Source organism: Bradyrhizobium sp. IC3123, from assembly GCF_020193625.1.
Lineage (GTDB): Bacteria > Pseudomonadota > Alphaproteobacteria > Rhizobiales > Xanthobacteraceae > Bradyrhizobium > Bradyrhizobium yuanmingense.
In genome coordinates this window covers 482,846-499,523 of the sequence record NZ_JADYVF010000003.1, presented here as the reverse complement: position 1 = coordinate 499,523, position 16,678 = coordinate 482,846, and the positions used below count along the sequence as shown (strand labels likewise).

The window sequence follows — 16,678 nt, the reverse complement described above, 5'->3', positions numbered from 1 at the left end:
GCGAAGCGCCGGATGAGGGGTATGTCTCCGCGCATTCAGATGGATTTGGACGTGGGGAGAGATACCCCTCACCCCCGCTCGCTTGCGAGCGGACCCTCTCCCGCAAGGGGAGAGGGGAAGATCAACTCGCAGCTTCCAGCCGCACTTCCGTGAGCAGACGCATCGCCGCGTCCGCGTCCATCGGCTCGCCGAAGGCAAAACCTTGCGCGTATTCGCAGCCCATCTGGTAGAGCTCGACGGCGTCCGAATCGGTCTCGGCGCCTTCGGCGACGACGTCCATGCCGAGGTCATGCGCGAGCGCGATGATCGACTTCAGGATCACGGGGCGGGTGCCGCGGCTGGTGGTGCGTACGAACGACTGGTCGATCTTGATAGTGTCGAACGGGAAGCGCTGCAGATAGGCCAGCGAGGAGTGGCCTGTGCCGAAATCGTCGAGCGACAGCCCGGTGCCGAGCTCGCGGATCCGGGTCAACATCTGGGCTGCGTGCTCCGGATTCTCCATCACCAGCGATTCCGTCAGCTCGAGCTTGAGCGTGCCGCGCGCCACCGAGGAGCGCGACAGCACGGTACGGACATCGTGGATCAAATCGTGGCGCAGCAGCTGCCGCGAGGAGACGTTGACGGAAGCGAAGATCGGCTCGCGCGAGCGCATCGCCCGCTGCCACACCGAAAGCTGCTTGGCGGTCTGGTCGAGCACGAACATGCCGAGGTCGACGATCAACCCGGTCTCCTCGGCGATGGTGATGAACTCGGAGGGCGCCATGCGTCCGAGCTTCGGGTGGTCCCAGCGCGCCAGGGCCTCGAAACCGGCGATGGAGCGATCCTCCAGCCGCACGATCGGCTGGTACAGGATCGTGATCTCTTGGCGCTCGATGGCGCGGCGCAACTCGCTCTCCAGCGTCAGGCGGTCGGTCTTGCGCGCCCGCATCGCCGGCTTGTAGACGTCGATGCGGTCGCCGCCGATCCGCTTGGAGTGATACATCGCCAGCTCGGCGTCCTTGATGATCTCGTCCGTGAGCTGGGTTTGCGGATCGGACAGCGCGAGGCCGATCGACGCGGTGAGGAAGATCTCGCGGTCGTTGAAGGCGATCGGCGCGCGGATGGTCTTGCGGATGGTCTCGGCGAAAGCGGTGATGCGGGCCGGGTCCTGCTCCGACAGCAGGATCAGGCCGAATTGGTCGCCGGCCATCCGCGCCAGCGTGTCCTGCGGCTTCAGGATGCGGGTGAGGCGGCGCGCCAGCGTGAGCAGGATGGAATCGCCGACCGCGATGCCGACGGAATCGTTGACCTGCTTGAAGCGGTCGAGGTCGATCACCATCAGCGTCGGCCGCAGCATCGGCATGGTCTTGGCGAAATGCGCGACCGCGCCCAGCCGGTCCATGAACAGTTTCCGGTTGGGCAGGCCGGTGAGATTGTCATGCACGGAATCGTGCAGCAGGCGCTCCTCGGCGTTGCGCAGCTCGGTGACGTCAGTGAGCGTGCCGACCACGCGCGAGACCTCGCCGTCCGAGCCGACCACCGGGCGCGCCTTGAGCGCGAACCACATGAAGTGGCCGTCCGGCGTGCGCAGACGGAAATCCTGCACCAGGCGGCCGCGGCGCTGGTCGAGCACGCTGTCGAGCGCGGCGCGGAAACGGTCCTGGTCGAGCGGATGCAGTACTTCTAACCAGGAGGCGGCCGGGCCTTCCAGCGTCCCGCGCTTCAGCCCGAGCAGGGCTTCGGTCTCGGGACTGGTGAACACCTTGTCGGCGGAGACGTCCCAGTCCCAAATCAGGTCGCCGGAGCCGGCCAGTGCCAAAGCGCGCCGCTCGATGTCGGAGACGACGCCGGTGCTGGCGCCGCCGCCGGCAAAGGCGTGCTGCATCACCGTGAAGCCGATCAGCATCACGATCAGCACGAGGCCGCCGAGCAAAGCAGGGCCGACGATGTCGTTGGTGACCGAGCCCGCCACCGTCATGCCGGCCGCGACCACCCAGACCACGAGGAGGAACCAGGTCGGGATCAAGAGCACGGCGCGGTCGAAGCCGTGGGTGGAGAGATAGACGATCAGCGCGAAGCCGGCGAAGGCGATCAGCACCAGCGAGATGCGGGCGATGCCGGAGGCCACCGCCGGGTCGAACAGCGCGAGCGCCACCAGCGAGCCGAGGAACGCGAGCCAGCCGACGGTGATGTGCGAATAGCGCACGTGCCAGCGGCTGAGATTGAGATAGGCGAACAGGAACACCAGGAGTGTCGCCGCCAGGATCGCTTCGCCCGCCGCGCGCCAGATGCGCTCGGCGTTGTTCGACATGTCGAGCACCTTGCCCCAGAAGCCGAAATCGACGCCGATATAGACCAGCACCGCCCAGGCCAGCGCCGCCGCGGCCGGGAACATGATGCTGCCCTTCACCACGAACAGGATGGTCAGCACCAAGGCAAGCAAGCCGGAGATGCCGATCACGATGCCCTGGTACAGCGTGAAGGAGTTGACCTTGTCCTTGTAGGCTTCCGGCTCCCACAGATAGAGCTGCGGCAGCTTGTCGGTGCGCAGTTCCGCGACGAAGGTGACGACGGCGCCGGGGTCGAGCGTGATGCGGAACACGTCCGCGGTGGCGCTTTCCTGCCGTTCCGGCCGGTCGCCGATCGAGGGCGTGATGGTCGCGATGCGCGACAGGCCGAGGTCGGGCCACAGCAATCCCGAGGAGACGATCCGGTAATGCGGAGCGACGATCAGGCGGTCGAGCTGGTCGTCGGTGTTGTTGGCGAGCGCGAACACCACCCAGTTCTGTCCGCCCTCGCGGGCGCGCACCTCGATGCGGCGGACGATGCCGTCGGTGCCGGGTGCGGTGGAGACCTGGATACGATCGGCATCGCTGCGCTGATGCTCGAGCACGCCGGTGAGGTCGATCGCGGGCGCGTCGCTGCGGACGCTGACGGCGTCGAGCGCGCGCGCAGGATACGCGGCGACAAGAATCATGAGGCCCAGCGCGATGGGCGCGAGGCACCTGATCAGACGCAAGGTCAGTTCTCCGCGTTCGACGCAAACTCGTCAGTGCAAGGCAAATCTAAAAGGCGATTTCAGACCGGACCGATGCGGTTCGGTGCGTCGCGATAGATGCCACGAAAGCGAGGAAAATCAAAGGGTTTCCGGCTTGCCCTGTGGGCCAGCGGCCTAGGCCTCCAACACAATTTTGCCAATATGTGCGCTCGTTTCCATGCGCCGGTGGGCGTCTGCCGCCTTTTCCAGCGGGAAAGTGCTGTCCATCACCGGCTTGACGCGGCCTTCGCGCAAAAGCGGCATCACTTTCTGCTCGATCGCGGCCACCATCGCCGCCTTGTCCGCATTACTACGGGGGCGCAAGGTCGAGCCGGTATGGGTCAGGCGCTTGACCATCACCTTGGCGATGTTGACGCTGACCTTGGGGCCGTTGAGGGTCGCGATCTGGACGATGCGGCCGTCGACCGCGGCGGCATCATAGTTGCGGTCGACATAGTCGCCGGCGACCATGTCGAGGATCAGGTTGATGCCAACGTTGTTGGTCTCCGCCTTCACCACGGCGACGAAGTCTTCGGTCTTGTAGTTGATGGCGCGGTCGGCCCCCAGTTTGAGGCAGGCGTCGATCTTGTCCTGCGATCCCACGGTGACGAACACTTTCGCACCGAAGGCTTTGGCAAGCTGAATGGCCATGGTGCCGATGCCGGACGAGCCGCCATGGATCAGCAGCGTCTCGCCGGCCTTGAGGCCGCCGCGTTCGAACACATTGTGCCAGACCGTCATCAGTGTTTCCGGCAGCGCGCCGGCTTCCTTCATCGACAGCGCCGGCGGCACTTTCATCGCCTGGGCGTCCTGGGCGATGCAGTACTGCGCATAGCCGCCGCCGGCGACCAGCGACATCACCTTGTCGCCGACCTTGTGCCGCTTGGCGTTGCTGCCGACCGCGACGACTTCGCCTGATATCTCGAGGCCGGGCAGGTCGCTGGCGCCGGGCGGCGGCGGATAGGCGCCGGAGCGCTGCGCCACGTCGGGCCGGTTGACGCCGGCAGCTTCGACCTTGACCAGGATCTCGTCGGGACCGGGCTGCGGAACACTGCGTTGCTCCGGCACCAGCACCTCCGGCCCGCCGGGCTTGGAGATGGCGACCACGGTCATTTGCGCGGGCAGCTTGTCCATGATGTGTCCTTGAGCAAAAGTGCGGGAGGAAACGAGGCCCTTGCTTAGCCAGCGCGGTGCAGGCTGGCAACCGCCTTAGGCCATGTGGTCCGACCCGCGGACGGAGAGGAGCAACGACGATGCCGATCGAAGACGACGACCGCCCGCGCAAGAAGATCAGTCATGAAATTGGACAGGACCTCTCACTTTTGTCAGTGGAGGAACTGACCGAGCGCGTGGCGCTGCTCAAGACCGAGATCGCAAGACTGGAAGAAGCCGCCGCCAAGAAGCGCGCCTCGCGCGATGCGGCGAACAGCATTTTCAAGTCGTAGTGGACGTCACAGCTGTCGTCGCAGCTGGGTGCGCGACCGCTCGCGGCCGTCATTCCGGGGCGGCGCGTCAGCGCCGAGCCCGGAATCCATAATCACAGGCTTTTGCAAAAGGGCGCGCTAAGAGAGCCGGGCCGTTCCATCCGCTCGTGGTTATGGATTCTCAGATGCGCAATTGCGCATCGTAGCTCGCGACTTCGTCGCGCCCCGGAATGACGACGGAGAGTCTGTTCCCGCAGCACACTCGGCCACTGGCTCACATGACTAATGAACTCTGAAAAAATTAGCTCGTTTACTTCAGATTAAGCTTTCGGGTTTATGACTGGAACTGTCCTCGTTTGGACACCGAGTGGCTCCTGTCCACTCTGTTTGACGCCTCCCTGTTATCAACTTTCAAAGCCGCCGGTCTCCGGCGGCTCTTTTTTTGCGTTCACTGCCCGGTTTGCACCTCTCATCCCGGTTGCATACGAAAGGATTGACCCGCGGAAACCATATCCGCGCTTGTCACTGGACTCCGCGTCCCGCCCGCGCAATGATTTGTTCATCATAAGCCGGCGGCAAAGCCGGGCAGTCAAACAGTTGCGTAAGAGGCGTTAACCATGGAACGTTTGCAGGCCGACGGCGCGCTCGTTCAGCTCAGTGAGCGATTCACCAATTCTGCGGCGTTCGGCAATTTGTTCCGTGAGGGCATGGACCTCGTCGAGGAGACCGCCGCCTATCTCGACGGCGCCGGCCGCGTTGAGGCCAAGGCGCTCGACCGCGCCGTCAGCCTCACCTATGCGACCGAGAGCATGCGCCTCACCACGCGCCTGATGCAGCTCGCCTCCTGGCTGCTGCTGCACCGCGCGGTCAAGGAAGGCGAGATGACGCTAAGCCAGGCCAATCGCGAGAAGACCAAGGTCAAGCTTACCGCCGCCGATCCCGGTCCCGCCGACACCATCGAGAAGCTGCCCGCGCAGCTTCAGGACCTGATCCATCGCTCGATGAGCCTGCAGACCCGCGTCCGCCGCCTCGACAGCACGATCCACACCCCGCCGGCCGAGCAGGCCACGATCGGCAACCCGCTGGTGCCGCACCTCAACGCGCTGAAGGCCGCGTTCGAGCGGTAGGGTCTATCAACAATTCCAATCGTCATTCCGGGACGCGCCTCTTGGCGCGGGCCCGGAATCCATACTCCCGATCGAGGTTATGGATTCTCAGATGCGCAATTGCGCATCGTAGCTCGCGACTTCGTCGCGCCCCGGAATGACAGCCCCAAAACAAAAACGCCCCCGGTCTCCCGGGGGCGTTTTCATCTCCAGCCTTGCGGCCGGCTCAATCCTTCTTGAGAAAGCCCGAAAACTTCTTCTGGAAGCGCGAGACGCGGCCGCCGCGGTCCATGATCTGGGCGGAGCCGCCGGTCCAGGCCGGGTGCGACTTCGGATCGATGTCGAGGTTCAGCGTGTCGCCTTCCTTGCCCCAGGTCGAGCGGGTCAGGTACTCGGTTCCGTCGGTCATGACGACCTTAATCGTATGATAATTCGGGTGAATTTCGGCTTTCATGGCAATTCCTCGGCGCTCCGGCGCCTTCTTGGGTGGCTCGCGAATGACGGATTTGGGCGGCTCTATACCTCACGAAACCCCGCAAAACAAGCCATGCCCGCGCGCTGGACCGGGTTTGCCCCTAAGGGACTTCCCGGATTTGCCACTACTCCTGCACCGGCCTATTGGGAGCAGATCAATGCAACGGGTCGGATCTCATGAGCGCAGTGGAACGGCTGGATGACCACGATGTCGAACGGCCCGCAATGAACGCCGCGGACAATCCCTCGATCGAGGCCGAGCTGATCGAAGCGCCGGCCAAGGGCCGCGCCAAGCTGCGGCCGCTGCTCGCGCTCGCGCCGTATGTGATCCGCTATCGCGGTCGCGCGGCGCTGGCCTTCGTCGCGCTCACGATCGCCGCGCTGACCACGCTGCTGGTGCCGGTTGCGGTGCGCCGGATGATCGATTTCGGCCTGACGCCCGAGGGCATCGAGCTGATCAACAGCTACTTCTCGGTGATGCTCGCGGTCGTCGCCGTGCTCGCGATCGCCAGTGCCGCGCGCTACTACCTCGTGATGAGCATCGGCGAACGCATCGTCGCCGATCTCCGGCGCGACGTCTTCGCCCATCTGCTGTCGCTCTCCCCCGCCTTCTTCGATTCCGCGCGCAGTGGCGAATTGATCTCGCGCCTCACCGCCGACACCACGCAGCTGAAATCGGCCGTCGGCGCCTCCGTCTCGATCGCGCTGCGCAACCTGATGATGTTCCTGGGCGCGACGGCGATGATGGTGATCACCAGCCCGAAGCTCTCGGGCTTTGTGCTGCTGGCCATCCCTTTGATCGTGCTGCCGCTGGTGGCGTTCGGGCGCTGGGTGCGGCGCCTGTCGCGCAATGCGCAGGACACGCTCGCCGACGCCTCCGCCTATGCGGGCGAATTGGTCGGCGCGATCCGCACCGTGCAGGCCTACACCAGCGAGCAATTTGCCGAGAAGCGTTTCGGCGGCGAGGTCGAGCAGGCCTATGAAGCCGCGCGCACCTCGACCCAGGCCCGCGCCGTGCTGACGGCGATCATCATCTTCATCGTGTTCGCAAGCGTGGTCGCCATCCTCTGGATCGGCTCGCATGACGTGCTCACCGGTGCGATCACGCCGGGCCGGCTCGGTCAGTTCGTGCTGTATGCGGTGTTTGCCGCAGCGGGCCTCGGCCAGCTCAGCGAGGTCTGGGGCGAGGTCTCGGCGGCGTCGGGCGCGGCCGAGCGCCTGTTCGAGATCCTCCACGTCAAGCCCGAGATCACCGCGCCTGCGACGCCGCTTGCGCTGCCGGTGCCGGCGCGCGGCGAGGTCGGCTTCGATCGGGTCAGCTTCGCCTATCCGGCGCGGTCCGACGTCAAGGTGCTCGACGCGGTGTCGTTCACCGTGCGCCCCGGCGAGAAGGTCGCGATCGTCGGTCCCTCCGGGGCCGGCAAGAGCACCATCTTTCATCTGCTGCTGCGCTTCTACGATCCGCGCAGCGGGACGATCTTGCTCGACGGCGTGCCGGTCAAGTCCGCCGACCCCGGCGATTTCCGCGCGCGCATCGCATTGGTGCCGCAGGAATCCGTGGTGTTCGCCGCGAGCGCCCGCGAGAACATCCGCTTCGGCCGGCCCGATGCGACCGATGCCGAGGTCGAGCGCGCCGCCGAGCTCGCCCATGCCGCCGAATTCATCCGCCGCCTGCCTGAAGGTTTCGAGACTGCGCTCGGCGAGCGCGGCGTGACGCTCTCCGGCGGCCAGCGCCAGCGCATTGCGATCGCACGCGCCATCCTGCGCGACGCGCCGCTGTTGCTGCTGGACGAAGCCACCTCCGCGCTCGACGCCGAAAGCGAGACGCTGGTGCAGACCGCGCTGGAAGAGCTGATGCGCCACCGCACCACGCTCGTCATCGCCCACCGCCTCGCCACCGTGCTCTCCTGCGACCGCATCCTGGTGATGGACCAGGGCCGGATCGTCGAGCAGGGCACGCATGCCGAGCTCGTCGCGGCGAACGGGCTCTATGCGCGGCTGGCGCGGCTGCAGTTCGAGGGCGCGTAGACGCCTCACACGGCGGAAAGTACCGGGGACCTCACGCCTTCCACACCATCTTCAACACCGGCCGCCCCGAGGTCGGGTTCACGTCGTCGCCCGCATGGGCGAAGCCGCTACGCTCGTAGAAGCGGATCGCGCGGGCATTGTCCTTGTTGACGAGCAGCGTGACGCCCGAGGGCGACAGGCGCTTGGCCTCGTCCACCAGCAGCCTTGCCGCGTCGGAGCCCCAATGCGCGGGATCGACGACGAGCTGGTCGAGATAGCCTTCGCCGTCGATGGTGACGAAACCGACCAGCGCGCCGTCCTGCTCCGCCACCACGATCTGGGCCTTCGGCACCAGATCCCTCAGCCAGCGCTCGCGCCACCATTCGAGCCGTGCGGCGAAGTCGATCTGCGGATAGGCCTGCTGCCAGGTGCGATGCCAGAGATCGATCGCGACGGCTTCGTCTTCGGGTCGGTAAAGGCGGAGGTGGAGCGCGCTCACTACCGCTCCGTCAGCTTCAGCTCGATGCGGCGATTGCGCTTGTAGGCCTCCTCGGTGTTGCCGGTATCGAGCGGCTGGAATTCGCCGAAGCCGGCCGCGACGAGGCGCTGGGCGGGCACGCCGAGCGAGACCAGATATTGCACCACTGAGATCGAGCGCGCCGCGGACAGGTCCCAGTTCGACCTGAAGTTCGCGCCGCTCACCGGCCGCACGTCGGTATGGCCGTCGACGCGCAGCACCCAGGGGATGTCGCTCGGGATCTTCTTGTCGAGCTCGATCAGCGCCGCTGCCAAGGTGTCTAGCTCGGCGCGGCCCTCGGGCAGCAGCACCGCCTGTCCCGTGTCGAAGAACACTTCGGACTGGAACACGAAGCGGTCGCCAACGATGCGGATGTCGGGGCGGTTGCCGAGGATGGCGCGCAGCCGGCCGAAGAATTCCGAGCGGTAGCGCGACAATTCCTGCACGCGTTGCGCCAGGGCGACGTTGAGGCGAGAGCCCAGGTCGGCGATGCGGTTCTGCGATTCCTTGTCGCGCTTCTCGGAGGCATCGAGCGCCTCCTCCAGCGCCGCCAATTGCCGGCGCAGCGCGCTGATCTGCTGGTTCAGCACCTCGATCTGCGCCAGCGCCCGCGCCGAGACCGCCTTTTCGGAGTCCAGCGCTTTGCCGAGCTCGGCGGTCTTGCCTTGCGCATCATTGCCCGCGGCCGCCAAGCCGTCATAGAGACCCTTGATGCGGTCGCGCTCGGACTCGGCCGAGGCGAGCCCGGCCTTCAGCGACGAGACCTGGTCGTCGAGGGTGAGCTTGCCGAGCTTCTCCAGCGACAACAGCTCGTTGAGCTGAGCGATCTTGGCGTTGAGCTGCTCCAGCGCCTTGTCCTTGCCGGTGACCTCCTGCGACAGGAAGAACTGCACCACGAGGAACACCGACAGCAGGAACACGATCGACAGCACCAGCGTCGACAGCGCGTCGACGAAGCCGGGCCAGTAGTTGAGACCGCCTTCGCTGCGGCGGGCGCGGGCAAGGGCCATGTCATCCGTCTCCACTCTTGTGTCCCGGACGCGGTGCAGCGTGCAACGCTGCTGCGCAGAGCCGGGACCCATCTTGTCCCTGACGCTGGGCCCCGGCTCAGCGATGCATCATTTCATGCTGCGTCGCGTCCGGGGCACAACACCGTCTCAACTCTTCTCGGGCTGGCGCGCGATCCGCTCCAGCAGGCGGCGGATCTCGCGGTTCTGCTCGCCCTGGCCGTCGGCCCATTCGCGGATCATCTGCTGCTCGGTGCGCATGTGCGAGACCAGCGCCTGGATGGCTTCGGCAAGGCTCGCCATCGCCGCGGTGGTGCCGCGGCCGGCGCTGCCTTCCTCGAGCACGGACCGCAGCCGTTCGACCGCGGCCTGAAGCTCGCCGCTGGCGACGCCGCCGCCGGTCGCGACAGGCGCCTCGCCGTTGCCATACTCGCGCACTGTGGTGGCGAGCCAGTCTTCGAGATCGGTGTAGAAGCGGTTCTGCGCCTGGCTCGATTGCAGATCGAGGAAGCCGAGGATCAGCGAGCCGGCAAGGCCGAACAGCGAGCTGGAGAAGGAGATGCCCATGCCGCCGAGCGGGGCGGCGAGGCCTTCCTTCAGCGTGTCGAACAGCGCCCCGGAATCGCTCCCGACCTTGAGCCCGTCGATCACCTTGCCCACCGAGCCCACCGTCTCGATCAGGCCCCAGAAGGTGCCGAGCAGGCCGAGGAAGACCAAGAGGCCGGTCATGTAGCGGGAGATGTCGCGGGCCTCGTCCAGGCGGGTCGCGATCGAATCGAGCAGGTGCCGCATCGTGGTCTGGGTGATGGTCATCCGCCCCGAGCGCTCCCCGCCGAGGATCGCAGCCATCGGCGCCAGCAGCTTGGGATGGCGGGCCGGCGCCAGGCCGGGATCGGCGACGCGGAAATTGTTGACCCAGGAGACTTCGGGATAGAGCCGGACGACCTGGCGGAAGGCCAGGATGATGCCGATGAACAGCACCCCCCCGATCAGGGCGTTGAGCCCGGGATTGGCGAAGAAGGCCTGGACGATCTGCTTGTAGAGCACCACGCTCACCAGCGTGCACAGCACCAGGAAGACCAGCATCCGCACCAGGAAGACGCTGGGCGAGGACAGTTTGGTGTACTCGATGTCCATGGTGGATCGGGAAGTGCCAGACCGCATGCCGGTATCATCCGTTACGTAAAGCTTGCTTGCGGCGCGCACTATGGCACAGCGCCGGCCCAAAAAAAGCGCCGGATGCGCCGATTTCGGGGACAGCTCGGGGAACCCGGACCGGAAGCGGTGCTTTGATAAGCAGGTCTCTGCAGAAGTTCGCCATTCGGGGGGCGCATGAGCGTCGTTTCCGCGATCATCGGGACTGCCGAGCGTGTGCCGCTGCCGGACGTGGTGATCCGCGCCGCGATCCAGCGCCTGTGCTCCCGCATGGCGACGCGCCTGTCCGGGCTGGGCCTCGGCGACGATGCCGCCTTCGCCGGGCGGATGATGCTGCGGCCGATCGCCGAGGGCGCGGCAGCGGGGCATGACGAGGTGCCCGCGGCCTTCTTCGCCGACTTGCTCGGCCCCAAACGCAAATTCTCCTCCTGCTTCTACAAGACCGACGCGACCACCTTGCGGGAGGCGGAGGAGGAGGCGCTGCGCCAGACCGTCGAGCATGCCGGCCTGGCCGACGGCCAGGCCATTCTGGAGCTTGGCTGTGGCTGGGGCTCGCTGTCGCTGTGGATGGCACGGCAATTTCCGCACGCGACGGTGACGGCGGTCGCGGCCTCGCAGGCGCAGCGCGCCTCCGTCGAGGAGGAGGCGCGGCGGCGCGGGCTGCTGAATCTGCGCGTGGTCACGGCCGACATGAACGTGTTCGCGCCCGATGGCCAGTTCGACCGCATCGTCTCGGTCGAGATGTTCGAGCGGATGAGCAACTGGCGCAAGCTGATGACGCGCGTGCGGTCATGGCTCGCGCCGGAGGGACGGTTCTTCATGCACGTCGTCACCCACCGGTCCGGCTCGCATCTGCCTGACCCGGCCGATCGCGACGACTGGATCGCGCAATACGTCTACACAGGCGGGCTGATGCCGAGCCATCACCTCGTCAGGCAGTTCGACGATATCTTTGCCATCGAGAAGGAATGGTGCTGGAGCGGCACGCACTACCAGCGCACCGCCAACGACTGGCTGGCCAATTTCGATGCCCATCGCGAGGCCATCGAAGCCTCCTTGCACGGGGTCCACGGCGAGGAGACCGCTCTCTGGATGCGTCGCTGGCGCTGGTTCCTGCTCGCGACCTCGGGCCTGTTCGGTTACGCCGACGGAACAGAATGGGGCGTCAGCCATTACCGGATGAAGGCCGCCGAGTAATTGCGGTGTTCCGCCGCAGCACGCGCCGGTGGAACTTAGATTCACAATCAAGTTACACCGCAAAAGCCTTCTGATTTCAACGGGATAAGCTGTGTGACAATGAGCCGCCCGCGCCATGCGTTGCATCGCAGCAGATGCATTCTATTTTGGCGGCATCAGCCGCGTGCAAAAGGTCCAGAACGGGCTTCGCGCGAGCATGATCAGTTTCAACAATCGGGGCATCCCACTTCATGTTTGGAATTCGAGCGCGATCGGCATGCGTTGCAATGATGCTCGCGGCCCTTGCGCCGCTGCTGGGTGCTTGCGAGGAATCCAGTTCCGCGGTGTCCGCCGCCCAGCCGCCTGCCCCTGACGTCAGCATCGTTATCGTCAAGCCGCAGCCGCGCGCCGTGGTGCGCGAGCTGCCGGGCCGCATCGCCCCGACCCGGGTCTCCGAAGTCCGGCCGCGCGTGTCCGGCATCGTGGTAGAGCGCCTGTTCCGCCAGGGCAGCGAGGTCAGGGCCGGCGATCCGCTCTACCGCATCGATCCGCGCCCGTTCGAGGTCGAGGTCATGGCCAACGAGGCCGCGCTGGCGAAGGCCGAAGCGGCATTGGCGCAGGCCAAGCAGCAGGCGCATCGTATCGCCACCCTGACCAGGGATCGCGCCGCGCCCGAAGCCGAGAACGAGAAGGCGATTGCGGCCGAACGCCAGGCCCATGCCGAGGTCGAGGGCCGCAAGGCCGAGCTCGCGCGGGCCAGGCTTAATCTCGACTACGCCACTGTGCGTGCGCCGATCGACGGCGTGGTCGGCGCGGCCCTCGTCAGCGAGGGCGCGCTCGCCGTGCAGAACGAGACCAATCTCGCCACCATCCAGCAGCTCGATCCGATCTATGCCGACTTTACCCAGTCGGTGACCGAGCTCAACCAGCTCCGCCGCGCCTTCGAGACCGGCGACCTCGATCGCATCGCCGCCGATGCCGCCAAGGTGCGCCTCGTGCTCGACGACAACACCATCTATTCGCTCGACGGCAAGCTGCTGTTCTCCGACGCCAAGGTCGACGCCCACACCGGGCAGGTGACGTTGCGCGGCGAGTTCCCCAATCCCAAGCGCGAGCTGCTCCCGGGCATGTATGTCCGGGTCCGCATCGACCAGGGTCTCGATTCCGATGCGATCGCGGTGCCGCAGCAGGCGATCCAGCGCAATGGCGGCGGCGGCAGCGAGGTGTTCGTCGTCAAGGACGACAATCACATCGCGGTGCAGCCGGTGCGCACCGGCTCGGTGCAGGACGGCCTCTGGTTCATCACCGAAGGCCTGAAGTCCGGCGACAAGGTCGTGGTCGAAGGCTTCCAGAAATTCGCGGCCGGCGACAAGGTCAAGCCGCAATCCTGGTCGGAGGCGGAAGCGACCGCAGACAACCGGCACGCTCAGCAGCTCACGCGGTAACGCTCCGCGCAGCAAGTGTCGTCCTTAACCTGAGGAGCCCGCTGCAAGCGGGCGTCTCGAAGGATGGCCGCGGGAGAGAGCCGGGCCTTCATGGTTCTCGCGGCGATGCGCGGCATCGTCCGGAGCGCGCGTTCCGCGCTCCTCACCATGAGGGTCTAACCGAACAACGAGGATAAAACGGCCAATGCCGAGTTTCTTCATCGACAGGCCGATCTTCGCCTGGGTGGTCGCGCTGTTCATCTGCTTGATCGGCGCGATCGCGGTGCCGCTGCTGCCGATCGCGCAATATCCGATCATCGCGCCGCCCTCGATCTCGGTCTCGACCAGCTATCCCGGCGCCTCGCCGGAAAACCTCTACAATAGCGTCACGCGGCTGATCGAGGAGGAGCTCAACGGCGCCGCCAACATCCTCAATTTCGAATCGACCAGCGACTCGCTCGGCCAGGTCGAGATCATCGCCAATTTCCAGCCGGGCACCGACACCAGTGCCGCCTCGGTCGAGGTCCAGAACCGCATCAAGCGCGTCGAGGCGCGCCTGCCGCGCGCGGTGATGCAGCAGGGCATCCTGATCGAGGAAGCCTCGAGCGCAGTGCTGCAGATCATCACGCTGAACTCGACTGACGGCAGCCTGGATGAAGTCGGCCTCGGCGACTTCATGATCCGCAACGTGCTCGGCGAGATCCGCCGCATTCCCGGCGTCGGCCGCGCCACGCTGTACTCGACCGAGCGCTCGCTTCGTGTCTGGGTCGATCCGGCCAAGCTGGTCGGCTATGGCTTGACCGCCGACGACGTCAACAAGGCCATCACCGCGCAGAACGCGCAGGTCGCTTCCGGCAGCATCGGCGCCGAGCCGTCGACCTCGAACCAGCGCACCTCGGCACTGGTGCTGGTCAAGGGCCAGCTCTCCTCGCCCGACGAGTTCGGCGCCATCATCCTGCGTGCCAACGCCGACGGTTCGACCGTGCGCCTGCGCGATGTCGCGCGGATCGAGGTCGGCGGCCTCAGCTATCAGTTCAACACGCGCCTCGACGGCAAGCCGACGGCGGGCCTGTCGGTCCTGATGTCGCCGACCGGCAATGCGCTGGCGACCGCCAGCGCGGTCGAAGCGAAGATGAAGGAGCTGTCGCGCTTCTTCCCGGCCAACATCACCTACGAGATCCCCTACAACATCACGCCTGTGGTCGAGGCCTCGATCGAAAAGGTGCTGACGACGCTGGTCGAAGCCGTGGTGCTGGTGTTCGTGGTGATGTTCTTGTTCCTGCAGAACATCCGCTACACCATCATTCCGACCATCGTGGTCCCGGTGGCGCTGCTGGGCGCCTGCTCCACGCTGCTGCTCGCCGGCTATTCCATCAACATGCTCTCGATGTTCGGCATGGTGCTGGCGGTCGGCATCCTCGTCGACGACGCCATCGTCGTGGTCGAGAACGTCGAGCGCATCATGGCCGAGGAAGGCCTGCCGCCGAAGGAAGCGACGCGGAAAGCCATGTCGCAGATCACCGGCGCCATCATCGGCATCACGCTGGTGCTGATGGCGGTGTTCGTGCCGATGGCGTTCTTCCCGGGCTCGGTCGGCATCATCTACCGCCAGTTCTCCGTCACCATGGTCGCCGCGATCGGCTTCTCCGCCTTCCTGGCGCTGTCGTTGACGCCGGCGCTGTGCGCGACGCTGTTGAAGCCTGTGGCAAAGGGGCACGGTCATTCGACCAACTTCGTGTTCGGCTGGTTCAACCGCATGCTCGAAGGCGTCAAGGAACGCTATTCGCGCACCGTCGGCTTTTCGCTGAATCGCACCGGCCGCTTGATGCTGGTTTATGCCGCGCTGCTGGTCGGCCTGTCCTGGGCCTTCGTCAACCTGCCCGGCGGCTTCCTGCCCGTCGACGACCAGGGCTTCATCACCACCGACGTGCAGACGCCCTCGGATTCGTCCTATGCCCGCACCGAGGCCGTGATCGAGAAGGTCGAAAAATATCTCGCCGCGCGGCCGGGCGTCGACAACGTCACCTTCCTCACCGGCTTCAGCTTCTCCGGCCAGGGCATGAACACCGCCCAGGCCTTCATCACGCTGAAGGACTGGTCGGAGCGCGGGCCGAAGGACTCCGCTGCCGCGATCGTCAACGACGTCAACCGCGACCTGGGCTCGTCGATCCGCGACGCAAAAATCTCGGCGCTGCAGCCGCCGCCGATCGACAATCTCGGCAACTCGTCCGGCTTCTCGTTCCGCCTCCAGGATCGCGGCCAGAAGGGCTATCAGCAATTGATGCGCGCCGCCGACCAGCTGATCGCGGAGGCCAATGCCAGCCCGGTGCTGCAGAAGGTCTATATCGAAGGCCTGCCCGAGGCGGGCGTGGTCAATCTCATGATCGACCGCGAGAAGGCCGGCGCGTTCGGCGTCACCTTCGAGGACATCAACAACACCATCTCGACCAATCTCGGCTCGAACTACATCAACGACTTCCCGAACCGCGGTCGCATGCAGCGCGTCGTGGTGCAGGCGGACGCGCGCGACCGCATGCGGGCCGAGGACATCCTCAACTACAACGTCAAGAACAGCCGCGGCCAGCTGGTGCCGTTCTCGTCCTTCACCACGATCGAATGGGCGCGCGGCCCGACACAGATCGCCGGCTTCAACTATTATCCGGCGGTGCGCATCTCCGGCGAGGCCAGGCCCGGCTTCACCTCGGGCGACGCCATCGCCGAGATGGAGCGGCTCGCCGACCGGTTGCCGCGCGGTTTCGGCTATGAATGGACCGGACAGTCGCTGCAGGAGAAGCTGTCGGGCTCGCAGGCGCCGTTCCTGCTGGCGCTGTCGGTGTTCGTGGTGTTCCTGTGCCTCGCCGCGCTCTACGAGAGCTGGACCATTCCGCTCGCGGTGCTGCTCACCGTGCCGCTCGGCATCGTCGGCGCGGTCACTGCCGCTATGCTGCGCGGCCTGCCCAACGACGTCTATTTCACCGTCGGCCTGATCACGATCATTGGCCTCGCCGCAAAGGACGCGATCCTGATCATCGAGTTCGCCAAGGATCTGCGGAAAGAAGGCAAGCCGCTGGTCGAAGCCACCATCGAAGCCTGCCGCCTGCGCTTCCGCCCCATCTTGATGACCGGCCTTGCCTTCATCTGCGGCGTGCTGCCGATGGCCATCGCCCACGGCGCCGGCGGCGCCAGCCAGCAGGCGCTCGGCAGCGTGGTGATGGGCGGCATGATCGCGGTGGTGATCCTGGCGCTGTTGATGGTGCCGGTGTTCTTCGTCTCGGTGCAGCGCGTGCTGGCGGGTGATCGCGAGCCGAAGGCGGCGCGGGAAGCTGAAGCGCACGGCCGACCGGCGCGGGCGCACACAGGCCACTGACGTAC

12 protein-coding genes are annotated in these 16,678 nt (G+C 65.9%); 6 read left to right on the top strand and 6 right to left on the bottom strand.

Annotated features, from left to right (window positions below; translation table 11 throughout):
• Positions 1–121 precede the first annotated feature (121 nt).
• Together I6F20_RS12430 and I6F20_RS12425 are read right to left on the bottom strand one after the other, a co-directional pair.
• Positions 122–2,998, bottom strand: coding sequence for an EAL domain-containing protein (locus I6F20_RS12430; RefSeq protein WP_225126381.1), 2,877 nt, complete (start codon positions 2,996–2,998; stop codon positions 122–124).
• Positions 2,999–3,151: 153 nt separating this feature from the next.
• Entirely contained in the window at positions 3,152–4,150 is a 999-nt protein-coding gene (locus I6F20_RS12425; RefSeq protein ID WP_035998275.1) for an NAD(P)H-quinone oxidoreductase, read from the bottom strand.
• Between the two features lie 119 nt (positions 4,151–4,269).
• Between I6F20_RS12425 and I6F20_RS12420 the strand changes: the two genes are divergently transcribed.
• Both I6F20_RS12420 and rcdA read left to right on the top strand, forming a co-directional pair.
• On the top strand, positions 4,270–4,461 hold the full coding sequence (locus I6F20_RS12420; RefSeq protein ID WP_035998277.1) for a DUF1192 domain-containing protein: 192 nt from the start codon (positions 4,270–4,272) through the stop codon (positions 4,459–4,461).
• A gap of 596 nt (positions 4,462–5,057) precedes the next feature.
• Positions 5,058–5,567, top strand: coding sequence for a protease adaptor protein RcdA (gene rcdA, locus I6F20_RS12415; protein WP_035998279.1), 510 nt, complete (start codon positions 5,058–5,060; stop codon positions 5,565–5,567).
• Between the two features lie 205 nt (positions 5,568–5,772).
• On the opposite strand, the gene rpmE is transcribed toward rcdA, so the two are convergent.
• Positions 5,773–6,000: a 50S ribosomal protein L31 gene (gene rpmE / locus I6F20_RS12410; RefSeq protein WP_027573780.1), complete on the bottom strand. Its 228-nt coding sequence runs from the start codon at positions 5,998–6,000 to the stop codon at positions 5,773–5,775.
• Positions 6,001–6,197: 197 nt separating this feature from the next.
• On the opposite strand from rpmE, the gene I6F20_RS12405 reads away from it, so the two are divergent.
• Positions 6,198–8,048 (top strand): ABC transporter ATP-binding protein/permease, encoded by a 1,851-nt coding sequence (locus I6F20_RS12405; protein ID WP_225126379.1) that lies wholly within the window; start codon positions 6,198–6,200, stop codon positions 8,046–8,048.
• A gap of 31 nt (positions 8,049–8,079) precedes the next feature.
• On the opposite strand, the gene I6F20_RS12400 is transcribed toward I6F20_RS12405, so the two are convergent.
• The 3 genes from I6F20_RS12400 to I6F20_RS12390 all read right to left on the bottom strand — a co-directional run bounded on the left by I6F20_RS12400 (position 8,080) and on the right by I6F20_RS12390 (position 10,715).
• Entirely contained in the window at positions 8,080–8,526 is a 447-nt protein-coding gene (locus I6F20_RS12400; protein WP_225126377.1) for a GNAT family N-acetyltransferase, read from the bottom strand.
• Positions 8,526–9,554: a peptidoglycan -binding protein gene (locus tag I6F20_RS12395; RefSeq protein ID WP_036021776.1), complete on the bottom strand. Its 1,029-nt coding sequence runs from the start codon at positions 9,552–9,554 to the stop codon at positions 8,526–8,528. Before I6F20_RS12395 ends, I6F20_RS12400 begins: the two co-directional genes overlap by 1 nt.
• A 147-nt stretch (positions 9,555–9,701) precedes the next feature.
• Positions 9,702–10,715 (bottom strand): flagellar motor protein MotA, encoded by a 1,014-nt coding sequence (locus I6F20_RS12390; protein WP_225126376.1) that lies wholly within the window; start codon positions 10,713–10,715, stop codon positions 9,702–9,704.
• A 168-nt stretch (positions 10,716–10,883) separates the two neighbouring features.
• Between I6F20_RS12390 and I6F20_RS12385 the strand changes: the two genes are divergently transcribed.
• The 3 genes from I6F20_RS12385 (at position 10,884) to I6F20_RS12375 (ending at position 16,673) form a co-directional block, all read left to right on the top strand.
• A complete protein-coding gene (locus I6F20_RS12385) occupies positions 10,884–11,903 on the top strand; it encodes an SAM-dependent methyltransferase (RefSeq protein ID WP_225126374.1) in 1,020 nt (339 codons plus the stop codon).
• A 230-nt stretch (positions 11,904–12,133) separates the two neighbouring features.
• Positions 12,134–13,327: an efflux RND transporter periplasmic adaptor subunit gene (locus I6F20_RS12380; RefSeq protein ID WP_085968706.1), complete on the top strand. Its 1,194-nt coding sequence runs from the start codon at positions 12,134–12,136 to the stop codon at positions 13,325–13,327.
• Between the two features lie 184 nt (positions 13,328–13,511).
• Positions 13,512–16,673 carry a multidrug efflux RND transporter permease subunit gene (locus I6F20_RS12375; protein WP_035998301.1) on the top strand — a complete coding sequence of 1,054 codons (3,162 nt, stop codon included), beginning with the start codon at positions 13,512–13,514 and terminating at the stop codon, positions 16,671–16,673.
• The last annotated feature ends 5 nt before the right edge of the window (positions 16,674–16,678 follow it).

Coding starts and splice junctions, on each gene's coding strand:
- I6F20_RS12405 (WP_225126379.1), top strand. CDS start 6,198: ATGAGCGCAGTGGAACGGCTGGATGACCACGATGTCGAACGGCCCGCA.
- I6F20_RS12395 (WP_036021776.1), bottom strand. CDS start 9,554: ATGGCCCTTGCCCGCGCCCGCCGCAGCGAAGGCGGTCTCAACTACTGG.
- I6F20_RS12375 (WP_035998301.1), top strand. CDS start 13,512: ATGCCGAGTTTCTTCATCGACAGGCCGATCTTCGCCTGGGTGGTCGCG.
- I6F20_RS12420 (WP_035998277.1), top strand. CDS start 4,270: ATGCCGATCGAAGACGACGACCGCCCGCGCAAGAAGATCAGTCATGAA.
- I6F20_RS12380 (WP_085968706.1), top strand. CDS start 12,134: ATGTTTGGAATTCGAGCGCGATCGGCATGCGTTGCAATGATGCTCGCG.
- I6F20_RS12390 (WP_225126376.1), bottom strand. CDS start 10,715: ATGCGGTCTGGCACTTCCCGATCCACCATGGACATCGAGTACACCAAA.
- rpmE (WP_027573780.1), bottom strand. CDS start 6,000: ATGAAAGCCGAAATTCACCCGAATTATCATACGATTAAGGTCGTCATG.
- rcdA (WP_035998279.1), top strand. CDS start 5,058: ATGGAACGTTTGCAGGCCGACGGCGCGCTCGTTCAGCTCAGTGAGCGA.
- I6F20_RS12385 (WP_225126374.1), top strand. CDS start 10,884: ATGAGCGTCGTTTCCGCGATCATCGGGACTGCCGAGCGTGTGCCGCTG.
- I6F20_RS12425 (WP_035998275.1), bottom strand. CDS start 4,150: ATGGACAAGCTGCCCGCGCAAATGACCGTGGTCGCCATCTCCAAGCCC.